19 protein-coding genes are annotated in these 20584 nt (G+C 60.4%); 10 read left to right on the top strand and 9 right to left on the bottom strand.

The features are described from left to right. Positions 1-502: 502 nt before the first annotated feature. The gene (gene yedA, locus NA647_RS09270; RefSeq protein WP_256057423.1) at positions 503-1408 is read left to right on the top strand and encodes a drug/metabolite exporter YedA; all 906 of its coding nucleotides are present in this window, start codon (positions 503-505) and stop codon (positions 1406-1408) included. A gap of 144 nt (positions 1409-1552) precedes the next feature. After that, entirely contained in the window at positions 1553-2740 is a 1188-nt protein-coding gene (locus NA647_RS09265; RefSeq protein WP_256057422.1) for an MFS transporter, read from the top strand. 10 nt (positions 2741-2750) lie between these two features. Here the strand turns inward: NA647_RS09265 and NA647_RS09260 are convergent, their stop codons facing one another. From NA647_RS09260 to NA647_RS09240, 5 genes are all read right to left on the bottom strand, one after another. Then, entirely contained in the window at positions 2751-3248 is a 498-nt protein-coding gene (locus tag NA647_RS09260; RefSeq protein WP_256057421.1) for a MarR family winged helix-turn-helix transcriptional regulator, read from the bottom strand. 59 nt (positions 3249-3307) lie between these two features. Further along, on the bottom strand, positions 3308-4447 hold the full coding sequence (aliB, locus tag NA647_RS09255) for a cyclohexanecarboxyl-CoA dehydrogenase (RefSeq protein ID WP_256057420.1): 1140 nt from the start codon (positions 4445-4447) through the stop codon (positions 3308-3310). A gap of 64 nt (positions 4448-4511) precedes the next feature. Beyond that, on the bottom strand, positions 4512-5294 hold the full coding sequence (gene badI / locus NA647_RS09250) for a 2-ketocyclohexanecarboxyl-CoA hydrolase (RefSeq protein WP_256057419.1): 783 nt from the start codon (positions 5292-5294) through the stop codon (positions 4512-4514). Positions 5295-5308: 14 nt separating this feature from the next. Then, a complete protein-coding gene (locus NA647_RS09245) occupies positions 5309-6076 on the bottom strand; it encodes an SDR family NAD(P)-dependent oxidoreductase (RefSeq protein WP_256057418.1) in 768 nt (255 codons plus the stop codon). 24 nt (positions 6077-6100) lie between these two features. Continuing rightward, a complete protein-coding gene (locus NA647_RS09240) occupies positions 6101-7774 on the bottom strand; it encodes an AMP-binding protein (protein WP_256057417.1) in 1674 nt (557 codons plus the stop codon). A gap of 186 nt (positions 7775-7960) precedes the next feature. On the opposite strand from NA647_RS09240, the gene NA647_RS09235 reads away from it, so the two are divergent. After that, positions 7961-8737 (top strand): enoyl-CoA hydratase, encoded by a 777-nt coding sequence (locus NA647_RS09235; RefSeq protein WP_256057416.1) that lies wholly within the window; start codon positions 7961-7963, stop codon positions 8735-8737. Between the two features lie 51 nt (positions 8738-8788). Here the strand turns inward: NA647_RS09235 and NA647_RS09230 are convergent, their stop codons facing one another. Continuing rightward, positions 8789-8959 carry a hypothetical protein gene (locus NA647_RS09230; RefSeq protein ID WP_256057415.1) on the bottom strand — a complete coding sequence of 57 codons (171 nt, stop codon included), beginning with the start codon at positions 8957-8959 and terminating at the stop codon, positions 8789-8791. A gap of 439 nt (positions 8960-9398) precedes the next feature. Between NA647_RS09230 and NA647_RS19600 the strand changes: the two genes are divergently transcribed. Beyond that, complete coding sequence (locus NA647_RS19600) at positions 9399-9710, top strand: general stress protein (protein ID WP_272889622.1); 312 nt, start codon at positions 9399-9401, stop codon at positions 9708-9710. Positions 9711-9997: 287 nt separating this feature from the next. On the opposite strand, the gene NA647_RS09215 is transcribed toward NA647_RS19600, so the two are convergent. Then, on the bottom strand, positions 9998-11689 hold the full coding sequence (locus tag NA647_RS09215) for an extracellular catalytic domain type 1 short-chain-length polyhydroxyalkanoate depolymerase (RefSeq protein WP_256057414.1): 1692 nt from the start codon (positions 11687-11689) through the stop codon (positions 9998-10000). A gap of 363 nt (positions 11690-12052) precedes the next feature. On the opposite strand from NA647_RS09215, the gene NA647_RS09210 reads away from it, so the two are divergent. Beyond that, complete coding sequence (locus NA647_RS09210) at positions 12053-12652, top strand: exopolysaccharide biosynthesis protein (RefSeq protein WP_256057413.1); 600 nt, start codon at positions 12053-12055, stop codon at positions 12650-12652. 39 nt (positions 12653-12691) lie between these two features. Here the strand turns inward: NA647_RS09210 and NA647_RS09205 are convergent, their stop codons facing one another. Then, positions 12692-13870 carry a DUF1615 domain-containing protein gene (locus tag NA647_RS09205; RefSeq protein ID WP_256049392.1) on the bottom strand — a complete coding sequence of 393 codons (1179 nt, stop codon included), beginning with the start codon at positions 13868-13870 and terminating at the stop codon, positions 12692-12694. A gap of 247 nt (positions 13871-14117) precedes the next feature. Between NA647_RS09205 and NA647_RS09200 the strand changes: the two genes are divergently transcribed. Then, positions 14118-15080 carry a hypothetical protein gene (locus NA647_RS09200; protein WP_256049391.1) on the top strand — a complete coding sequence of 321 codons (963 nt, stop codon included), beginning with the start codon at positions 14118-14120 and terminating at the stop codon, positions 15078-15080. Positions 15081-15128: 48 nt separating this feature from the next. Continuing rightward, positions 15129-15971: an AraC family transcriptional regulator gene (locus NA647_RS09195; protein WP_256057412.1), complete on the top strand. Its 843-nt coding sequence runs from the start codon at positions 15129-15131 to the stop codon at positions 15969-15971. A gap of 3 nt (positions 15972-15974) precedes the next feature. Here NA647_RS09195 and NA647_RS09190 read toward each other — a convergent pair whose 3' ends face one another. Beyond that, a complete protein-coding gene (locus NA647_RS09190; RefSeq protein ID WP_256057411.1) occupies positions 15975-16562 on the bottom strand; it encodes a LysE family translocator in 588 nt (195 codons plus the stop codon). A 311-nt stretch (positions 16563-16873) separates the two neighbouring features. On the opposite strand from NA647_RS09190, the gene NA647_RS09185 reads away from it, so the two are divergent. The 3 genes from NA647_RS09185 (at position 16874) to NA647_RS09175 (ending at position 20556) form a co-directional block, all read left to right on the top strand. Continuing rightward, positions 16874-17542 carry an HAD family hydrolase gene (locus NA647_RS09185; RefSeq protein ID WP_256057410.1) on the top strand — a complete coding sequence of 223 codons (669 nt, stop codon included), beginning with the start codon at positions 16874-16876 and terminating at the stop codon, positions 17540-17542. Between the two features lie 91 nt (positions 17543-17633). Continuing rightward, on the top strand, positions 17634-18908 hold the full coding sequence (locus NA647_RS09180; RefSeq protein WP_256057409.1) for a DUF2254 domain-containing protein: 1275 nt from the start codon (positions 17634-17636) through the stop codon (positions 18906-18908). 244 nt (positions 18909-19152) lie between these two features. Next, the gene (locus NA647_RS09175) at positions 19153-20556 is read left to right on the top strand and encodes a DegQ family serine endoprotease (RefSeq protein WP_256057408.1); all 1404 of its coding nucleotides are present in this window, start codon (positions 19153-19155) and stop codon (positions 20554-20556) included. The last annotated feature ends 28 nt before the right edge of the window (positions 20557-20584 follow it).

Genomic DNA, 20584 nt, shown 5'->3' with positions numbered 1-20584 from the left:
CTCGCTCCTGCGCCGCTCATCTCGGGCAACCATCGCGATAATTATGGTGCTCGCTCATAGCAAAATCGCAGATCCTCCGGTATTGCCATCACTGTGTTCGTCCCAACTGCTCGCCGAGCCTTTTGAGCTTCAGCAACGAGCGGCAGGTGATTGGCTTCCAATGCTAGGCCGCAACGACGGCGCGTCACGTCTCGCTTCATCCTATCCAATTCTTGAAAAGCCGGTAACGTCGCGCGCGCCGGTCACTGTACGACTGTGCTTTAACAAGGAGCCGATCTGTCCGTGAGTTCAGTGCCGGCCTGGAAGACCGTGTCTATATGGCCAGACCGGAGCGTACTCACTCGCCAAGCCGGGCCACAATATCGGTGATCCCTTCGGCTCGACCAGATGGCCGAGGCGCGACCGGGAAACTGCACCGCTAAACAAAACGCTCACTGTGCTTATTGTCCTCGCTGCGGCTATCTAGAATGGCTGCTCAAATGCCCGCACCACGGTCTTTCTCATGCCTTCGCATCGCTCATCGTTGCTGCTCGTGGGTGCGTTCATCGCGCTCTATCTGGTTTGGGGCTCTACCTATTTCGTGATCAAGATAGGTGTGCAATCTTGGCCGCCTATGCTTCTCGCCGGGCTGCGTTTCGTCATTGCTGGTGGGCTTATGTTTGCCTGGCTGCGGTGGCGTGGTGTGCCTGTGCCGACCGGCAAAGAGTGGCGGTCATGCGCCATCGTCGGTTTCCTACTGCTCAGCTGTGGCAACGGTGGTGTGACCATTGCCGAGCATCTGGGCGTAGCCTCGGCAGTGGCTGCGCTTGCGATTGCAACGGTGCCACTATTTGCGTTGTTGTTCGGGTTGATCTGGGGCCAGCGCACCACTGGACTGGAGTGGGGTGGCATCCTGCTCGGGCTGATTGGGATCGGCCTGCTCAATCTCGGTCATAACCTTCAAGCCAGTCCCTTGGGGGCGATGCTGGTACTGATCGCGGCGGCAAGCTGGGCGTTCGGCTCGATGTGGAGTCGGCATCTCAGCCTGCCGGGCGGTGCGATGGCGAGCGCTGCGCAGATGCTTGTCGGCGGAGTGGTATTGCTTCTCGGCAGCGCCGCGAGCGGTGAGCGCATGCAGCAGGCACCTGATTTATCCGGCTGGCTTGCGCTTGCCTATCTGACGCTGTTTGGCTCCATCGTCGCGTTCAGCGCTTATCTCTACCTGCTCAAGCATGTACGACCCGCCGCAGCTACCAGCTACGCCTATGTCAATCCGGTGGTTGCGGTACTGCTGGGCATCACCTTTGCCGGCGAGCGGATCGGTGCAGAAGAGTGGTTGGCGATGACGGTCATCGTAAGTGCCGTCGTGCTGATTGGATTGCCGCAATGGCGCCGACCGAGGGTTGCAGCGAGCGTGAAGTCTGCCTGACGCGCTGGTGTCACACCAGCGCGCAACGGTTGTATGATGAGTTCGCTTTTCTGTGACTGAGTCTTCCGTGCCACTGTCTGGATAGCACTCACTCATCCGGCTTTGTCACCCAACTCGTGTTTCATCACCTCGACAGGCGAATCGATGCCAGCTGAGAAATCACCCGCCAACGACACGTTTTTCATCCTGTCGCTGGTCGTCTTCAACTTCATTTCCTTCATTTCGATCGGCATCCCACTCGCATCGCTGCCGGCCTATATCCACGAAAACCTAGGCTTTAGCACTGCCGTCGCGGGCATCGTCATCGGTGCTCAGTACCTCACTACTTTGCTCTGCCGTCCCTTGGCTGGACGCCTTGCGGATGAGCGAGGCGCGAAGAAAACCGTGCTGATCGGGATGGCGTCCGGGCTTGTAAGTGGTGTGCTGCTGCTTATTTCGGCGTTGCTCGAATCCTGGCCGGTGGTGGGTATCGGCGTGATGGTCATGAGCCGGCTGGTCCTGGGCTTCACGCAAAGTCTGATCGGCATTTCCGCGATCAGCTGGGGCATCACCCGTCTCGGACCGCAAAGCACGGCACGCATGATTTCCTGGAACGGCATTGCCGCTTATGGCGGCGTCGGTATCGGTGCGCCGCTGGGTGTGTTTCTTGCTCAATCGCTGGGGCTGTGGAGTCTGGGGGCGGTGACCATGCTGTTGGCTGCGCTCGGCTTGGCGCTGGCCTGGCGACGGGACGATGCGCCGCTCAATCCGGGGGTGCGGCTACCGTTTGGCAAGGTGTTGTGGAAGGTCGCGCCGCCTGGCATCAGTCTGGCGTTGGCCACCATCGGCTACGGGACGTTAACGGCTTTCATTGCGCTGTATTACAACGCGCGTGGCTGGGATGGGGCCGCCTGGTGCTTGACGGCCTTCGCCTTCGCCTTCATCGGGACACGGCTGCTATTTCCCAATCTGATCAACCGAGTGGGCGGCTATTCCGTCGCGGTGATCTGTTTAGCCGTAGAGATTCTTGGCCTGGTCATGCTTTGGCTCGCCGAGGCGCCGGGCGTTGCACTCGCCGGGTCGGCGCTGACCGGGTGTGGCCTGTCTTTGCTCTATCCGGCGTTGGGCGTAGGTGTGGTGTCGCGTGTTGGGGTCGCTAACCGTAGTTCGGGGCTCAGTGTGTTCGCCATGTTCTTCGATCTGGCGCTGGGGTTGTCCGGCGCGATCATGGGGGCGTTGGCAATTTACATCGGTATGCAGAGCATCTTTCTCGGTGCAGCTGCCGTGGCAGTCGCCAGCCTGGGGATCGTATGGCTATTGCTGAAGCAGGAGCGCAGGGCAGAGGTCAGCTAGTGCCGGCTTCTCACGGCTCGCTGGCGGATGCCGTCGATACAGCGTCGTGTTCAAGCTGCCCCAGGGCGATGGCTCCGAGATCGGCTTGCAGCTTACTCATGTAGTGCAAAAAGTTGACGCTGTCATCGAAGCTGAAGCCCTTCAACCCCTGCTCATAGAACTCCTGGATGCGTACCTGTAGTGCATCCCAATAGGTCCGGCCTTGGGCCGTCAGCCTGACCAGTCGTGCGCGTCCATCGTCCGGATGTGGCACGCGTTGCACATGTTGATCGCGCTCCATGCGCTTGAGCACTCCATCCAGGCTCTGACGGCTGACCACTAGATACTCGGTGAGCTGGTTGAATGAGATGCCGTCTTCGTAACCTGGTCGCGACAAAGCCCCTAACACGGCCCATTGCACGGTGCTAATGCCCATCTCTTTCTGCACCTGTCGCTGCAACACGTTGCCGGTTTGAAACAACCGGAAGAAAAGCCGGTTGGGAATGCTCTTGGTTTCAATCGCGGTCATTTCGTTTCCTTGCGACCCATGGAAGAACGCGGCAATGCGCATTTCGGCATGAGGCGGGGTTATCGGGGCAAGTATTCGCGGGCGATGATATTTTTCATGATCTGCGCCGTGCCGTCACCAATCTGTAGCCCCAGCACGTCACGCATGCGCTGAGCGAAGGGCAGATCCTCGCCCCATCCGGTGTGGCCGTGGGCGAGCATGCACTGTTTGACCACATCGAAAGCCAGCTTCGGTGCCCACCATTTGTTCATTGCGGCTTCCGCATTGTGCCGTTGGCCGGAGTCCTTCAGCCATAACGCGTAGAAACATTGCAGGCGAGCCGCTTGCACGTAGGTCTGGTACTCGGCGAGCGGGTGAGTCAGTCCCTGAAACGCTCCCAATTGCTGGCCGAACGCCTGTCTCTCGGTGAGCCACTGCCAGGTTTCGTCCAGCGATTGCTGAGCCACTGCGAGGCATTGCAGGCCAATCAAAGCTCGGCTGTAGTCGAAACCCTGCATGACCTGCTTGAAACCTTTGCCCTCGTCACCCAGCCGATGGCCGGCGGGCACTTCGACGTTGTCGAAGAAGATCGAGCCACGTCCGATAGCGCGCTGGCCAGCATCTTCGAAGCGGGTGGTGCTCACGCCAGGGAGATTCATCGGCACGAGAAAGGCGCTGATACCGTTGGCACGTGACTCCTGGCTGCCGGTGCGGGCGAAAACCACTGCGACGTCCGCCTGGTCGGCCATGGAAATGGAGGTTTTTTCGCCGTTCAGGATATAGGTGTCGCCCCTGTTTTCGGCTTTCATGCGCAAGCTTGCCGCGTCGGAGCCACCGCTGGGTTCGGTCAGCGCAATGCAGACGATCCTGCGCCCGGCAGTGATTTCGGTCAGCCATTCGCCCGCCAGCTCGGGGCTGGCGTGCTGGCTGATGATTTGGCCGTTGAGCGAGGCCAGCAGCGGGATATAGCCGACATTGAAGTCGCCACGGGAAACTTCTTCGACGATGATTCCTGCGGTCACGCAGTCCAGCCCGCTGCCGCCGTACTGCTCCGGCAGCTCGCCGCCGAGAAGACCCATGTCGCCCATCTGCTGGATGACTTCACGCCCGATGACGCCAGCCTGGTCGCGTTTGCGATAGCCGGGAGCAAGCACCTCGGCGCTGAAGCGAGCGACGCTTTCGCGGATGGCGTTCTGTTGTTCGTTGAAGGCGAAATTCATGGTGATCTCCGGGGCTGCCGTTCTGTCAGTTAGCTGCCCCGGCGCGATGCTGGGGCGCACCGCGTTACTTGTAGAACTTACGGAAGTCCGGCTTGCGCTTTTCCTTGAACGCGGCGGTACCTTCCTTTGCCTCGTCGGTGTCGTAATACAGACTCAGCGCCTGCATGCCGAGCCCGCCGATACCGGCGATGTTTTCACTATCAGCATTGAACGAGCGCTTGGCGATGGAGAGAGCGGTGGGGCTCTTCTCGAGGATCTCGTCGCACCATTTCTGCACTTCGGCATCAAGCTCTTTGTGCGGCACCACGGCATTCACCAGCCCCCATCCCAGCGCCTGCTGAGCGCTGTATTTGCGGCACAGATACCAGATCTCTCGCGCGCGCTTTTCACCGACGACGCGCGCCAGATAGGCGGTGCCGAATCCTGGATCGACTGAGCCGACCTTGGGCCCGACCTGGCCAAAAATAGCCTGATCCGAGGCAATGCTGAGATCGCAGATCACGTGCAACACATGTCCACCACCAATGGCGAAGCCGTTGACCCGCGCGATGACAGGCTTGGGCACTTCACGAATCAGGCGCTGTAATTCCTCGACCGGCAGGCCTATCAGCCCGCGGCCGTCGTACTGGCCCGCATGAGCGCTCTGGTCGCCACCGGTGCAGAACGCCTTGTCGCCAGCGCCTGTGAAGACGATGACGCCAACGGACTTGTTCCAACCCGCACGGTTGAAGGCGTCGATCAACTCCATGCACGTCTGACCGCGAAAGGCGTTGTAGCGGTCTGGGCGATTGATCGTGATGGTCGCGACGCCGTCGTTTTCGGTGTAGAGAATGTCTTCGTAATTCATGATGAGTCTCCTGTTTAGCCGGCCATGGTCAATCCGCCGGACACGGAAATGACCTGTCCGGTGATGAAATCGGCATCGTCACTGGCAAGCAGACAGACGATGCCTGGATAGTCTTCTGGCTGGCCGAGGCGACGCTTGGGTACGGCGTTCTTGAAGGCTTCAAGCAGTTTTTCCGGGTTGTTTGAAGTTGCTGCCACGCTTTTCAGGAGCGCCGTGTCGGTGGGGCCGGGGCAGACCACGTTGAGATTGATATTCTTGCTTGCCAGCTCGCGGGCAAGAGTCTTCGACAGGCCGATCAGACCGGCCTTGCAGGCGGCGTAGACAGCCTCGCCGGAGGAGCCGACACGGGCGGCATCGGAGGCGATGTTGATGACCTTGCCGCCGCCGGCTTCGAGCATCTTCGGTAGCACCACGTGGTGCATGTTGAGCGCGCCGGTCAGGTTGACGTCGATCAGTTGCTGCCATGAACCGGGTTCGGTCTTGAGGAAGGGCATGAAACGGTCGAAGCCGGCGTTGTTGATCAATATGGTCGGCACACCCAGCTCGCTTTCCACACGGTTCACCGTCTCGACGATGGCGGCGTAATCGGTGATGTCGGCGGCGTAGGCCTTGGCCTGGCCAGCCGCTTCGACAATCAGTTCGGCGGTCGTCTGAGCAGCCGCTGCGTCGCGGTCTAGCACCGCGACACGGCTGCCCTCAGCGGCGAAACGCAGGCACAGGGCACGGCCAATTCCGCCGCCGCCGCCGGTGATGATCACGGTTTTTTCACGTAGGCCTTTCATGTGCGTACTCCAGTTAAACGCGTGTCAGGTCAGGCAGGTTTTGCCGCAGGGAAGGCAGATGTTCTTAGCCTGTTCGCGCAGTTTGAATTTCTGGATTTTTCCCGAAGGTGTGCGCGGCAATGCCGGGAGCACTTCCAGGTATTCGGGCAGGTAGTTGCGGGTGAGTTTTTGCTCGAGGAGAAAACTGACCACGTCCTGCAGGCTCAATGATTGATGGCCTTCATGCAGCGTGACGTAGGCACAAAGGCGTTCGCCCAGACGGTCATCGGGACAACCGACCAGCGCCACGGCGGAAATGGCCGGGTGCTTGTAGAGGAGGTTTTCGATCTCTACCACTGGCACGTTTTCGCCGCCTCGGATGACGACGTCCTTGGTACGACCGGTGATGCGGATGTAGCCATGTGCGTCCATGCGCGCAAGATCGCCGGTGGGAAACCAGCCGTGCTCATCTACGTTGTAAAGGTCCGGGCGTTTCAGATAGCCGATGAACAGACTGGCGCCCCGCACCAGGAGATTGCCTTCCGTGCCGTGCGGCACCGGTTCGCCGCGCTCGTCGACGACGCGCACCTCCATGTAAGGGAGCGCCACGCCATCGGTGCCGATGGCACGTTCCGGCTCGTCTTCCGGGTGCGTCATGGTCACCGCGCCGTTCTCGGTCATGCCCCATGCGGAGACGATCCGGGCATTGATGGCGGCGCCGGCTCGTTCAACCAGTGCGCTCGGAATCGGTGCGCCAGCGGAGACGAAGATGCGCAGCGAAGCCAATTCGTCCTGATGCTTAGGTGCGATCTCAATCAGATCGGCCAGAAAAGGCGTAGAGGCCATGGTGAAGGTCGGGCGCTCTGCCTTGGCGACCTGGACGGCATAAGCCGAATCCCATACGTCCTGCAGCACGCATGCGCCGTTCAGGTAGATGGGCATCATCAGGCCGTACAGAAAGCCGGTCTGATGGGCCATCGGTGAGGCCATGAAGACGATGTCCGCGTTGCTCAGATGCAGGCGATCGGCATAGGGGCGGATGTTGCTCCACAGCGTATTGCTGCTATGCAGGACGCCCTTCGGCTCGCCCGTGGTGCCAGAGGTGTAGAGCAGCTGCACGACATCATCGCCGTGCGGCCGTCGCTCGGCGAATAGCGCCTGGGTATCGAGTTCTTCTTCCCAGGCGCGATCCAGCAAAACCCGTTGGAAGCAGCGGTCCTCATCGTTGCTATCGATTACCAGCACATGCTCGAGCGCGGGAAGGTCGTCGCGCAGGCCGTCCACCATCGCCGCATAGTCGAAGCTGCGGAACGACTGCGGGATTACCAGCACGCGGCTCTGGGCGTAGCTGAGCATGAAGCGCAGCTCTCGTTCGCGAAAGATCGGCATCAGCGGATTGAGCACAGCGCCGATGCGCACGCAGGCAAGGTGCAGCGCGGTCATCTGCCACCAGTTCGGAAGCTGGCAGGACACCACTTCTCCCTTGTTCACGCCAAGCGAAGCCAGGCCGGCAGCCATGCGAGTAACGATTTGATTCAGCTCCCCATAGCTGAGCGCGCGGCGCTCATTTTGACTCACGCGATAGGCGACGACGGCGGGGGAGTCGGCTGCGCTGGCTACGGCTTGGTCGAGATAATCCGTAATGATCGTGTCATTCCAGGCGCCGGATCCGAGCATCGATGCGCGGCGTTCGGCTGACACCGTTGCGGTGATATTCATGGATAAACCACCTCTTGTTTTGGGTAGCGTCGTTCTTGTCGTGGGCGAAAGGAACTACTGATCGCTGAGGGGGAAGATAAGATCGCATAAACAACTATGTCAACATGTTGTCTTTATCCTGGGTGTGGCTAGACTCGCTTCACCGCTCAGCCAAGCCCGTGCGAAGCGGGACAACGGGAGATACTCATGGAATACAACAACATCCTGACCGAACGGCACGGTGCCGTTGGGCTCATTCGATTGAATCGTCCGCAAGTACACAACGCATTGAATGATCGACTGATGACCGAACTGGGTACCGCGCTGCGCGGGTTTGAAAGCAATAGCGAGATCCGAGCAATGGTCATCACAGGTAACGAAAAGGCCTTTGCCGCAGGTGCAGACATCAGCGAGCTGCAGCACAAGACGTTCGCCGAGGCTTACCTGGAAGATTTCGTCACAGCCAACTGGGAGGAGGTCACGCGCTGCCGCAAGCCGGTCATCGCAGCGGTCGCCGGGCTGGCGCTCGGAGGTGGCTGCGAGTTGGCCATGATGTGCGACCTGATCATTGCGGCGGAAACGGCGCGCTTCGGCCAGCCCGAAATCAAGCTGGGCACTTTGCCAGGAGCCGGCGGGACCCAGCGACTGACCCGTGCGGTAGGGAAGGCCAAGGCGATGGACCTGTGCCTGACGGGCCGCACCATGGGTGCCGAAGAAGCCGAGCGCTGTGGGCTAGTCAGCCGTGTGGTGCCGGCAGCCGCCCTGCTGGAAGAGGCCATGCAGATTGCGACACTGATTGCCGGCTACTCGGAAGTAGCCGTGAAATTGAACAAGGAAGCCGTCAACCAGACCTTCGAAACCACCTTGAACCAAGGTGTGAAATTCGAGCGCCGGCTGCTGCACGCAAGCTTCTCCACGGGGGACCAGAAAGAAGGGATGCAGGCGTTCACACAGAAACGAGAACCTCGGTGGGCTCACCGCTGAATCGGCGCCACCCGCTGCCCGAGCAACTGCAAGGCAGCGGATGCGGCAGAGCTATCTTCCCGTCGCGCACATGCCGAGATCCAGAGAGGCGCGTCTGGTCAGCGCTGCGGCGCTCGGGCGGCAGGTGCTCTTGCCTCGTGGCAGTTGCTTCCAGAACTCAAGCGGCTGATTGACGCTCAGGTCCGATTGCTTCACCAGATTTTCCAGGGTCTTGCTGTTCATGCGGCCTCCAATAGCTCAATCCGAGTGGTTGGTGGTCCTTGAAAAAAGTCGCGTCCTTGCGCCAGCCGTCGCGGCTTTCCATTGATGCTGAGGATGCTTGCGGCGGGTTACAGCTTGTTGACAGCGTCATCGGCCTCTTGGCCACCGGATGAACGGTCCGTACGAAAAACGCCTATGCCACGCGGGGAAAGGAGAAGGCATACAGGCAAAGGCTGATCACTTCTGGTATTGCCGTTTCGTTGCTATTGAAATGCAACTAACAAAGTGTCATTTGCATAGGTTCATCTCGCCGGTTGGTTTCGTTTGGCTTATTTAAACCGTTCATCGTTTGTCGTGATCGTTTTCGAACTCTTAAGCTTGTTACGCCCTCCGAGATAGGGAGGCGACTGCACTGCAGGCGTCAGTTTATATAGCGTTTATTCACACTGGAGATAATCTCATGTCGAATGATAAGAGCGGTAATCCGGGTAACTTCGCAAACGATCGCGAGAAGGCTTCCGAAGCCGGTCAAAAGGGTGGTCAGAACAGCGGCGGCAATTTTGCCAACGATCCACAGCGAGCTTCTGAAGCCGGCCAGAAAGGCGGCCAGAACAGCGGTGGCAATTTCGCAAACGACCGCGAGAAGGCGTCCGAGGCCGGCCAGAAAGGTGGCCAGAATAGCGGCGGTAATTTCGCGAACGACCGCGAGAAAGCCTCCGAAGCAGGCAAGAAGGGCGGCCAGAACAGCCACGGCGGTGGCCGTAACTCCTGATTATTGGTATCAGCTAATAGTCGGTAAAGCGGAGCTCGTTAAGCGGGCTCCGCTTTTTTTGCGTATTTAAAAAGGCTGGCGAGAGTTCATAGAGTCAATGCAGTTCGAACTAACTGGCAGCGATCGCGTTATGTATTCGCAGAATATGCTTATGCCCCTTAGTTAATTCGCTAAGTTGTGACGCAGGACGTGGTGCTGTGCATAAAAAGCTCAAAATGTGCTCTTTTTGCAGAAGCTGGCCACGTACCATCCAAAGCAACGCGGCCAGCCAGTTTCAGCGAGGGGCGTTACGGGCACTGGCCCGCTTCGTATAGTCCCGGGCTGGATTCGCGAACCCAGGCATTACTGCCTGATATCTGACCCAGCGCATCGTCACCACCCTGGGTGTAATACCCCATTTGGTAGTAGGCCCGGCCGGCTGATAAATGCTGAAGATTGGTGGTGTACCAGTCTTGGCAAGTGTGGCCGTCGTTCCCGCCTTCGCCAGCACGACAGGCTTCCGATTCTGCGGCGTACCACGTGCCCGGCTCGCCCTGGTACAGCTTGACTGACGTCCAGGTATCGAAGGAGCCACCGATGTCCTGACGGTCGGTCAGCGACAGCGCACGCAGGCTGGAAATACCTCCGGCGACGGCACGGCCGGCGCTGATATGAGCGTTGGGCGATGCACTGGCAACCTCGCAGGTCGCGGTCGGTGCATTGGGGTCGAACACCGAAACAGTGCGGGTCCGGGTGACGGTATTGCTATCCGAATCGGTTACTTCATAGGTGCAGCTGTAGTCGCCAACAGTGTTGGTATCTACGCTGGAGCAGTCGGCGGTAACTGTAAGGTCGCCATCTTCGCGGTCGGAGGCCGTCGCGCCCGGATCGGTGAAGGACTGGCCCAGTGCGACTTTCAGCGGGTTGTCACCCAGCACGGTAATCGTCGGCGTACCGTTCTCGCCGCCGCCATCACGGGCGTGGCGACTGAAGAAGTCCCAGATGATGTCCGGATAACTCGGGCCGGCGCGCACCGCCCAAGGGCCTTCGCTGCCGTTGGTTCCGCCGACCCAGTAATGCCCGTGGTTGGTATCGGTGGTGTTGGCCGTGTTCTGCGGGCCGTTGAAGAACACCGTCTCGACGATAGACCGCCCGGTCCCGGACCCGTAGCGGGTGTGCTGGCAGTTGTAATTGTTCTGATGGTAAGGGCTGCAGGCTGCCTGGCTCTGCTGGGCCTTGGCCGGTGTGTCGTGACTGGTACCGCCGAATACTTTCAGATGGGCGTCGCGAAGGTTGCGGCCGGCTGGCTGGATGACGGTGCAGTCGCTATTGCTCTGTAGAACCATCAGTGGGATCGCGTAGGTGTCGTTCAGCTCCGCCCGCATGTCGTTGGCGACCTGATCAACGTTGTGAAACGTCGCATAGCCGGGGCACTGACCGGACAACGAAACCGATGCGGCATCTTCACCATACGGCAGACCGGCGGCGCTCGCCGCAGCGGCCCAGTACTCGTTATGCGTCGTCGCCGCCACGACCGCCATCGCGCCGCCAGACGACAGGCCGGTGATGAATCGCCGGTTGGTGTCGATGCTGTGCTGCGCCTCGACCGCCTGGGCGATTCTCACCAGATCCTGCGGCTCGCCTGCACCTTCATGCTGGTGCTGGTCGAACCAGAAGCCCCAGCAGTTCTGGTTGCGCAGGCCGTCGTAGCTGGTGATGAATGGCGTCACCAGAATGAAGCCATACTGGTCCGCCGCCGCCTTCAAACCCCACTCGTCAAGTGCATTGGCCTGGGTCTGGCGGCAACCGTGGAGCGCCATCACCATGGGTGCTGGTGTTGAGAGCCCGCTAGGGACATATACCTGATACTGGCGCTCCCGCGAACCGGGATGACTGCCGGCCGGTAGCGAAGCGGAGGTGACGGTGCCCGCCTGTGCGGGCGTTACGGCGGTATTCAGGGCGATCGCTGCGGTGATCGCAAGCAAACCTCGGATCTTCATAGCTTTTCCTTCCATCTTGTTTTTGTAAGGAATCGCGCGGACGGAACATCCCGCAGCGGATCGGGCCATGCGCATGTTGTGCCATGAACAGAAATCTTAGAAAAAACAAGGTGTTGCTATGCCCGCACCACGAGCGCACTCCAGCAATCTAGACATCGATGGGAGCCGCCCCATGCGCGGATGGCCGATCTAGAGCCCGTCAGGCCATTTCACGGTCCGTCCGGATTTCCAGACACCGTCCGCTACGCTGGACAATTCGGCGCTAAGGCAACGAGCGGAAATATCCTAACAGCCAATGCCTTTTGAAAACGACAGGGTTTATGAAACCTTACGGTGACATCCACGTAACGCAGAGAACCTTCTATGACTGAGGCCAAGCAGAACGGGCAGGCGGGTCTGGAGCAGGTGATCGACGGGATCATCGAGCTTGGCAAGAAGCAGGACAACGTCGCCATCAGCGAGATTCAGGACAGCCTCGGGCGCCGTAGCTTCGGGCCCTTTCTGTTCGTTCCGGCAATCATCGAAATCAGCCCGGTCGGCGGGATACCCGGCCTGCCGACGGTGCTGGCTCTGATCGTTGCGCTGTTCTCGATCCAGATGCTGATGGGGCGCGACCATTTCTGGATGCCGGCTTTCCTCGCCAAGCGGACGGTTAGCGGCGCGAAGCTCGACAAGGGCCTGAACAAGGTGCGCCGGGTCGTGCGATGGCTGGACAAGATCAGCCGCGCACGCCTCGGTTGGGCTGTGCGCAAGGGGTTTCTGCGCCTGATCGCGGTGCTTTGCGTGTTGCTCGTTACTTCGGTTCCGCCGCTGGAGGTGATGCCGTTTGCCAGCACGGCGCCATTCGCGGCGATCGCGCTGTTCGGCCTCGGTATCACCACGCGGGATGGATTACTGGTGATCCTGGGACTGATCGTCACAGTCGGCGCGTTCGTACTGGTCGGCATGGGGCTGCTGGGCTGAGCATGGCCACGACAATCCGATGTGTCGCGCTCGCATGCCTCAATTGCGCGCGCGCCTCATACAGGCCAGGTGCCGGTCGTTGACCCGGTTGGCAAACCAGGCGGTGGTCAGGTTGCGGGTGATTTTCGGACTCTCGAGACGGATGCCCGGAAGCACCGCTCGTGGCAGCGGTTTGCCTGCGCGCTTCTCCGCTAGCTCGAACACGCGTTCGTAGAGCCGAGTTTTCTCGAAGCCGTGGGTATCGCCACGTTCCAGCGCGTTGCGTATCGCGGTTTCGCTCATGTCGAGTTTGCCCGCCAGTGAGCGCACCGCCGTCTCGGTCTGTCCAACCTTGCTAGAGCCGTGAATGATGAGGTCACCGTCGAGGGCCAGCTTGATGCCGCTGGCCCGCGCCACCGCATTCTGGAACGCGGCGTTGCGGCTGGCGTACCAGCCGGCATTGAAGTCGGCGAAGCGATAGAGCGGCTGCGTGTAGCTGGTGGGATAGTCCAGCAGGTGCGCGATCCCGAAGTACATGCCGCCACGCCGCGTGAACACTTCGTCGCGGATCGAGCCCTTGCGCTCGTAGGGATATTCCCTGCGGCGCGCTTCGGCGAAGGCGATGCTGACCTGCATCGGCCCGCCGGTCTTGACCGGGTTGAGCGTGCCGAACAACTCTTTGCCAAGCGGCACAATTCCAATGAAGTCATCGAAGATTGCACTTAGCTGTTCTTCCGTGCGCACTGCATCCAGGCGCTCGTTGTAGGTCTTTCCGTTGGGCGAGCGTACATCCAGCGCAGCATTCACTACGAAGCGCGGAACATGCAGGCGGGCGGCGCGGCGATAAATTTCTTCGCGCGAAATCTTGGCCAGGCCGGGCACCGGAGGCGTGGCCTGAAAAGTGGACTCCTGCACGGTGACGGCGAGCACTGCACAGAGATTTTCATCGCTCGGCGGAATCTCCAGCGCATCGAATGCGGCGTAGATGTCGGTGGCCCAGCCTTGGCGATCCGGAATGTCGCCGGGCATCAACCGAACGATCTTCGCCCGTATCGCCTCGGGACGCTGGGTAGGTGTTTCCGGCTGCTGGCTGCCGCAGCCGGCCAGGCTCAACAGTACGACGCTGCCAATAACGGCGAGCGCCCTATGCAAGGCTGCGGTATCGACCCGCCGCACAAGTGCGGTTAGGGGTTCGATGCCAGCTGAAGCCTGCCGGTGAATAAGAAGGTGGAAAGCCATGCCGTTCCGTTTGTCTCGTGCTGTGGGGCTTGGACAATAAAACAGACGAAGCTGCTGACAAAGCTGCGCCGCAAAGGAAGTTTCCTACCAGCCGCTGAGGTTATCCTGAACCCGGCGGTGCGGCCCGCTAGGCATGCTGGCTCTGATTTCAGTCAGGTTTCTGCCGGAACTTGCCCTGTGCGCGTTGTCCCAACCTGACAGATCCGTCCGCACGCCGTGCCCGCACCCGTGCCAATAGAGCGTATTCATGAGCGAAAAGAACTTCGATACTCGGCGGCTTGAGCGCTACGGCAGCGATACCTGCGAGTACCTGCTGGCGATCATCACCGATGAGGACCATGCCTCTCTTGTGGAACTGGACGACGGTGGAACCGGCTGGCAGTCCACGCTGCGTCACGATCGAATCTACCGCGAGGTAGATCCTCATACCGGCCGGCCTCGTTATCGCTTCGAGGACATACCAGAGGATCAGGGCGGTCAGTATCGGCTGATCAGCCAGATCGCCGAAGGCGGGCGGGGCGCCGAGTTTTCCGAGCTCGTGATGTTCGGCAAACGCCTTGTGACCTTCGATGATCGTACTGGCCTTGTCTGCGAGATCCGTGATCAACGCCAGCTGGTGCCGCGGCAGATTCTGATGACTGGCAGCGGTGATGAGGCATTCAAAGGTTTCAAGAGTGAATGGGCGACGCTTTGGAATGATCGACTCGTCGTCGGCAGCCATGGTAAACGGCCGACTGAAGAGTGGGTGAAAATGCTCGACCGCAACTATGGCGTGCGCAGCGTCGACTGGGCTGAGCGCTACCAGCGCATCCGCGATGCGCTCGGAGTAGGGCCGGAGGGCTACGTCATTCACGAGGCGGTCGAATGGCATCCTTATCGCCGCGAATGGCTGTTCTTCCCTCGCAAGATTTCCACCTCGCCGTTCGATCAGGCGATCGACGAATGCGAATGCGGCGCCAATACCCTGATTATTGCCAACGAAGACTTCAGCGAAATTCGTACCGTGCAGGTAGGCGACTGCAATCCCGAACGCGGTATTTCTTCGTTCAAGATCCTGCCGGGGCATCCCGACGAATGCATCGGACTCAAAAGCGTGGAGATCGGCGACCGCACCGAAAGCTACCTGTTCTGCTTCAACCTCGACGGTGAAGTCTTGCAGGACGACATATTCATCGGTGATTACAAATGTGAGGGGTTAGAAATTCTCTGAACTCCGGCTACGCTGATGCTTCCCGAACCAGCTGCAACAGACCTGATCATGAGCCTGCCGAACCGAACGTCCATAGCACCCGCTTCCCAGTTCTGGCGGGACGCGGCGCTGCCGTTTATCGAAGCACGCACCGTAGCTGACGGACGCCGCGTCTGCTACGCCCGACACAGCCACGAAACCTTTTCCATCGGTTTGATCGATAGCGGCAGTAGCACCTATATCAACCGCCATCACCAGTGCCGTCTCGATGCAGGAACGCTGGTATTGATGAACCCGGGCGATGTTCATGCCTGCAATCCGATCGAGAACCAGCCCTGGGCGTATCGCATGCTGTACGTCGATGCCGGTTGGTTGGCTGGTCTGCAGGACGACCTGGGCATGGGCGGCACCGGCTTTCGCCGCTTCTCACCCATCCTGACGCGCGATCCGCTGCTTCAGGCGGGGTTTCGCCATTTTCATGGCGTCTTGACCGATGAGCTTGCCGAACTTTCACATAAGCGCCGCGCCGCGGTGGAGTTCTTCAGCACGCTGCATGAACGGCTGCGGCTGGACGGGGCCGCGCCGGTGAGCGACTCGAAGTTGCGGCGAGCTGCTGAGCTCATCGCCAACAACTATCAGCGCCCGCTCAGGCTTGACGAGATCAGCCATGCGGCCGGGGTGTCGCCGTCGAGCCTGATCCGCTCATTCAAGAAACACTTCGGGATGACTCCGCATGCGTATCTGACCAATCGCCGCGTGCAGTTCGCCCGTGCCGAACTGCGACGTGGCATACCGATCGCCGAGGCGGCGCTGGCGGCGGGTTTTGCCGATCAGGCACATCTGCAGCGTGCTTTCAAACAGTTGCTGGCGGCCACTCCCGGGCACTATCGCTGTCTGCGTCGCGCTCGGTAGCGATCAAAACAACAGCAGATAAGCTGCGCAGCCCGCCAGTAGCGCGGCCATGATGCGGTTGAACAATCGCACCCGCGAGGCGTTGTTCAGGTAGTGCTGCAAAAAGGTCCCGGCATAGGCCCAGCAGGCCAGCGAGGCGTAACAGATCACGAAATAGATCGCCGCGAAGCGCCACACCGAGGGCGCATCGCCGGCCGCCGCGAACAAACCCATTCCAGCCACCGAGGCCAACCAAGCCTTGGGGTTGAGCCATTGCATCGCTGCGCCATAAAGCATGCTGGGGCGCACGGCCGGTTTGTCAGCGTTCAGACTCCCATCGTCGGTAGCCAGCCGAAACGCCATGTACAACAGAAACGCGACGCCGGCCAGCCGGATCGACTGGGTCAACCAGGGCCAGCGCAACAGCAGTTCGCTCAGCCCGAGGCCGATCAACAGCAGCAATAGGGTGAAGCCGATGGTCGCGCCACTGACGTGGCGCATGGCCTGACGCAGACCGAACTGCGCACCGGCACTGAGGGCGACGATATTGACCGGGCCGGGCGAGATGGAAGAGGCCAGCGCAAAGGCCGCCATGGACAGCAACAGACTCATCGGTAACTCCTAATTCACGCAGAGATGTCAGTGCGAAGGCTAGGGGTGGGCGTAGCGCTGGTATTGAACGAAATGCGCACGGTGCTCGGATGATGGTGACTGGCGCGGCGAAGGGCGTGCTGCAAGCACATTTGGCCCGGCTACCGGACGCCGATCGTCATTGGGCTCTGCGCCGGTGCGGATTTGCTGGCATGCGCAACAGCAATGGTTGCGACGCGCAATTGCCATCGAAGCGGCGTAAAACTCGGCATGCTTGGCGCAGTCCAAGCTGGCGCGGCGCTATTGCCGCGCGTCAACCACCAGGAGATCCGATGGCCACTATCGACCTGCTGATCAGCGATTGCGATGGCGTGATCGTCGACAGCGAGATCATCAGCCACCGCGTGCTGTTCGAGGCGCTGAGCCTCCATGTGTCGGCGGACCAGCTGATTGAGGCATTGGAAGGGACGTTCGGCCTGACGGTGCCGAGCATCATCGACCTCATCGAAAAGCGCTTCGATTTGAAGTTGCCGAAGACTTTCGATGACGATCTGCGGCGTCACAGCGAAAAAGCGGTAGCCGAGCAAGTCCAGGCCATCCCGGGCGTACGTGACGCACTGCTTGCCATCGATCTGCCGCTTGCGGTGGCGTCCAACAGCCGTCTGCACAATGTCGAGTCGTCGCTGCACCGCGCCGGACTGACCGAGCGGGTTGCCGGGAATATCTTCTGCGCCGAAATGGTGGCTTCGCCGAAGCCCGCGCCGGATGTCTATCTGCTGGCCGCCGAGCGCATGGGCGTCGCGCCGGGGCACTGTCTGGTGGTCGAAGACAGCCCGACCGGTGTCCTGGCCGCGCGCACTGCGGGCATGCAGGTGATCGGCTTTACCGGCGCGAGCCATATTCCCGCCGGGCATGATCAGGCGCTGCGCGAGCTGGGCGTGGCGACCGTGATCAACGACATGCGCGAACTGCCGGCGGCAGTCGCGGCGCTGGCGGGCTAAAACGAGACGGTCTACGAAGAAACCCCGTTTTTTCGCAACGGTGCGATAACGCTCTTGTCTGTACTGAAACGGACCTGAGCGCGAGTCGCAGATGATCGAGCGTTGGAAGTGGTTTCTCATCCGCATCAGCAAGCGGCCCTGGTTCAGGGCTAGCCTGTTTTCTGTCTTGGGCATCGCGGCTGCGCTGGTGGCATTGGCGGTGGCGCCCTATATCCCCGACGATATCCCGACCAAGATCGGCTCGGATGCGGTCGATAACATCCTTGGTGTGCTGGCATCGAGCATGCTCGCGGTCACGACCTTTTCGCTGAGCATTATGGTGGCCGCCTACGGTTCGGCGACCAGCAACGTCACCCCGCGGGCCATCTCGCTGCTGGTGGAAGACCCCACGACGCAAAACACCCTGTCCACCTTCATCGGTTCGTTCATCTTCAGCCTGGTCGGCATCATCGCTCTGAGCACAGGGCTTTATGGTGATAAGGGCCGGGTCGTAATGTTCGCTGCGACCATCGTCGTCGTGGTTTTGGTGGTCTACGCGTTGTTGCGCTGGATCGATCAGCTGTCGGGGCTGGGTAGGGTCGCAGAGACCACGGCGAGGGTGGAGGACGCCGCAACCCGGTCGTTGTGCCAGCGCATGGAGCAACCCCATCTGGGTGGCTGCCCGCTCGAGGTTGACCCTAAAGCATTGCCAGGCGCGCGTCCGCTGTACGCCGGGAAGATTGGCTTCGTGCAGCACATCGACATGCCGGCATTGGGCACGTTGACCGAGTCGGAGAACAGCTCGGTCTATATCTGTGTGCTGCCGGGTATCTTCGTCGAGCCGACGCAGCCGATCGCCTGGTCCGTGGGTGTAGGCGAAGAGTGTGACGACGCTCTGCGCGCGGCCTTCGTCATCGGTGCACAGCGAACCTTCGACCGCGACCCACGCTTCGGAATGACCGTCTTGGCCGAGATTGCGTCGCGAGCCTTGTCGCCCGGTATCAACGATCAGGGAACCGCAGTCGATGTGATCGGTCGCGGCCTGCGCGTGCTGTCGCATCTATCCAGGCCGACGCCACCGGAGGAGCCCAAATTTGACCGGATATTCGCACCTGGCCTGAGCGTGGCAGACATGCTCGACGACTTTTTTACGCCCATAGCGCGCGACGGCGCGGCGGTGGTCGAGGTGGGCATATGTCTGCAGCAGGCACTGGCATCACTGGGGCGGCTTGGAGATGCAGCGGTCAGAGTCGCGGCCGGCCGACATATCGAGTTGGCGCTCAAACGGGCAGAAGCCGCGCTCGTTTTGCCCGAGGATCATCTGCGTGTACGCCAAGCGGCCGAACAGGCGGGGTTCGAAACGACCGGCCTGGATGCGATCGGATAAGCGATCCTTATCGGAAATTGCCGCGGCGAAACCTTACGGTTCCTTTACGTCCGCTTCACACGAAGCTGACTATACAAGGCGTAGAGTTCTTCACAGGCTGACGGAACAGCTTGCTCCCTTGGGTGGGTTTGCCGTGGCCGGGCTGTTGAACAGCATTCGAGCGCACGGCGGCCCGCTGTTTTTAGGCTGGATGGCCACACCCAAGTTCGTTTAACCAATTTTCCATCGTGGGAGACCTGTCACCATGATCCTTCGTAAAGACCTTCTGGCGGTCGTAGCCGGCGTGGCGCTATTCGGGCAGGCGCTGGTCGCCTATGCGGATCTGCCGGATTTCACGCCGCTGGTCGAAGATGCCTCGCCGGCGGTCGTGAACATCAGTACCAAGCAGAACAAACCCGCGCGTGGCGCGCTGGCGCAGATGCCGGATCTGGAGGGCATCCCGCCCATGTTCCGCGAGTTCTTCGAGCGGGGTATCCCGCAACGGCCCGAGCGCCGAGAGGCTCAATCGCTGGGTTCGGGCTTCATCATTTCCGAAGACGGCTATGTGCTGACCAACAACCACGTGGTCGCCGATGCCGATGAAATCATGGTGCGTCTGCCTGATCGCAGCGAACTTCAAGCCAAGCTGGTCGGAGCCGACCCGCGCAGTGACGTGGCGTTGCTGAAAATCGAAGGCGACGATCTGCCGACGGTCAAGCTTGGCAGTTCCGAAGCATTGAAAGCAGGCGAGTGGGTCGTCGCCATCGGTTCCCCGTTCGGCTTCGACCACACCGTGACGGCTGGAGTGGTCAGCGCGACCGGTCGCAGCCTGCCTAACGAGAGCTATGTGCCCTTCATTCAGACGGATGTAGCGATCAACCCAGGCAATTCGGGTGGCCCGCTGTTCAACCTCGACGGCGAAGTGGTGGGCATCAACTCGCAGATTTTCACCCGCTCCGGGGGGTTCATGGGGTTGTCGTTCGCTATCCCGATCGACGTCGCCATGGATGTCGCCAACCAGTTGCGTGAAGACGGCAAGGTCAGCCGTGGTTGGCTCGGGGTGGTCATCCAAGAAGTGAACAAGGATCTGGCCGAGTCGTTTGGTCTCGAGCGTCCAGCCGGTGCGCTGGTGGCGCAGGTTATGGATGGTGGGCCGGCAGCCAAGGGCGGCCTGAGGGTGGGTGATGTGATTCTGAGCGTCAACGGCAAGTCCATTGACATGTCGGGCGATCTGCCGCACCTCATCGGCGCGATGAAACCCGGCACCACCGCCAAATTCGAGATTGTGCGTGACGGCGACCGAGAGACGTTGAGTATCGATGTCGGTGCCTTACCCGAAGACGGCGATTTGCTGGCCTCGGCTGGTGGCGCGGGCGGCACAACACACAGCGATAACCGCCTCGGTGTTTCAGTGACCGAGCTGACCGACGCACAACGTCAGGCGCTCGAAATCAACGGTGGTGTGGTGCTCAGTGAAGTCAACCAAGGCCCTGCGGCGATGATCGGCCTGCGTCCGGGTGACGTCATCACGCACCTGAACAACCAAGCCATCGATTCGGTAAAAACCTTCAGTCAGGTGGTCGAGGCGCTACCGAAGAATCGCTCCGTGTCGATGCGCGTGCTACGTGACGGACGAGCTAGCTTCATTACGTTCAAGCTGCCGAAATAACGGCCTAGCCCTGAACACGAACTCCGGC

The sequence above is a fragment of the Stutzerimonas stutzeri genome, assembly GCF_024448985.1.
GTDB classification, from domain to species: domain Bacteria; phylum Pseudomonadota; class Gammaproteobacteria; order Pseudomonadales; family Pseudomonadaceae; genus Stutzerimonas; species Stutzerimonas stutzeri_AP.
This window is presented reverse-complemented; position numbering and strand designations above follow the sequence as displayed.

Bases quoted from the DNA above. Each gene is read 5' to 3' on its own strand.
- yedA (WP_256057423.1), top strand. From the start codon at position 503: ATGCCTTCGCATCGCTCATCGTTGCTGCTCGTGGGTGCGTTCATCGCG.
- NA647_RS09265 (WP_256057422.1), top strand. From the start codon at position 1,553: ATGCCAGCTGAGAAATCACCCGCCAACGACACGTTTTTCATCCTGTCG.
- NA647_RS09260 (WP_256057421.1), bottom strand. From the start codon at position 3,248: ATGACCGCGATTGAAACCAAGAGCATTCCCAACCGGCTTTTCTTCCGG.
- aliB (WP_256057420.1), bottom strand. From the start codon at position 4,447: ATGAATTTCGCCTTCAACGAACAACAGAACGCCATCCGCGAAAGCGTC.
- badI (WP_256057419.1), bottom strand. From the start codon at position 5,294: ATGAATTACGAAGACATTCTCTACACCGAAAACGACGGCGTCGCGACC.
- NA647_RS09245 (WP_256057418.1), bottom strand. From the start codon at position 6,076: ATGAAAGGCCTACGTGAAAAAACCGTGATCATCACCGGCGGCGGCGGC.
- NA647_RS09240 (WP_256057417.1), bottom strand. From the start codon at position 7,774: ATGAATATCACCGCAACGGTGTCAGCCGAACGCCGCGCATCGATGCTC.
- NA647_RS09235 (WP_256057416.1), top strand. From the start codon at position 7,961: ATGGAATACAACAACATCCTGACCGAACGGCACGGTGCCGTTGGGCTC.
- NA647_RS09230 (WP_256057415.1), bottom strand. From the start codon at position 8,959: ATGAACAGCAAGACCCTGGAAAATCTGGTGAAGCAATCGGACCTGAGC.
- NA647_RS19600 (WP_272889622.1), top strand. From the start codon at position 9,399: ATGTCGAATGATAAGAGCGGTAATCCGGGTAACTTCGCAAACGATCGC.
- NA647_RS09215 (WP_256057414.1), bottom strand. From the start codon at position 11,689: ATGAAGATCCGAGGTTTGCTTGCGATCACCGCAGCGATCGCCCTGAAT.
- NA647_RS09210 (WP_256057413.1), top strand. From the start codon at position 12,053: ATGACTGAGGCCAAGCAGAACGGGCAGGCGGGTCTGGAGCAGGTGATC.
- NA647_RS09205 (WP_256049392.1), bottom strand. From the start codon at position 13,870: ATGGCTTTCCACCTTCTTATTCACCGGCAGGCTTCAGCTGGCATCGAA.
- NA647_RS09200 (WP_256049391.1), top strand. From the start codon at position 14,118: ATGAGCGAAAAGAACTTCGATACTCGGCGGCTTGAGCGCTACGGCAGC.
- NA647_RS09195 (WP_256057412.1), top strand. From the start codon at position 15,129: ATGAGCCTGCCGAACCGAACGTCCATAGCACCCGCTTCCCAGTTCTGG.
- NA647_RS09190 (WP_256057411.1), bottom strand. From the start codon at position 16,562: ATGAGTCTGTTGCTGTCCATGGCGGCCTTTGCGCTGGCCTCTTCCATC.
- NA647_RS09185 (WP_256057410.1), top strand. From the start codon at position 16,874: ATGGCCACTATCGACCTGCTGATCAGCGATTGCGATGGCGTGATCGTC.
- NA647_RS09180 (WP_256057409.1), top strand. From the start codon at position 17,634: ATGATCGAGCGTTGGAAGTGGTTTCTCATCCGCATCAGCAAGCGGCCC.
- NA647_RS09175 (WP_256057408.1), top strand. From the start codon at position 19,153: ATGATCCTTCGTAAAGACCTTCTGGCGGTCGTAGCCGGCGTGGCGCTA.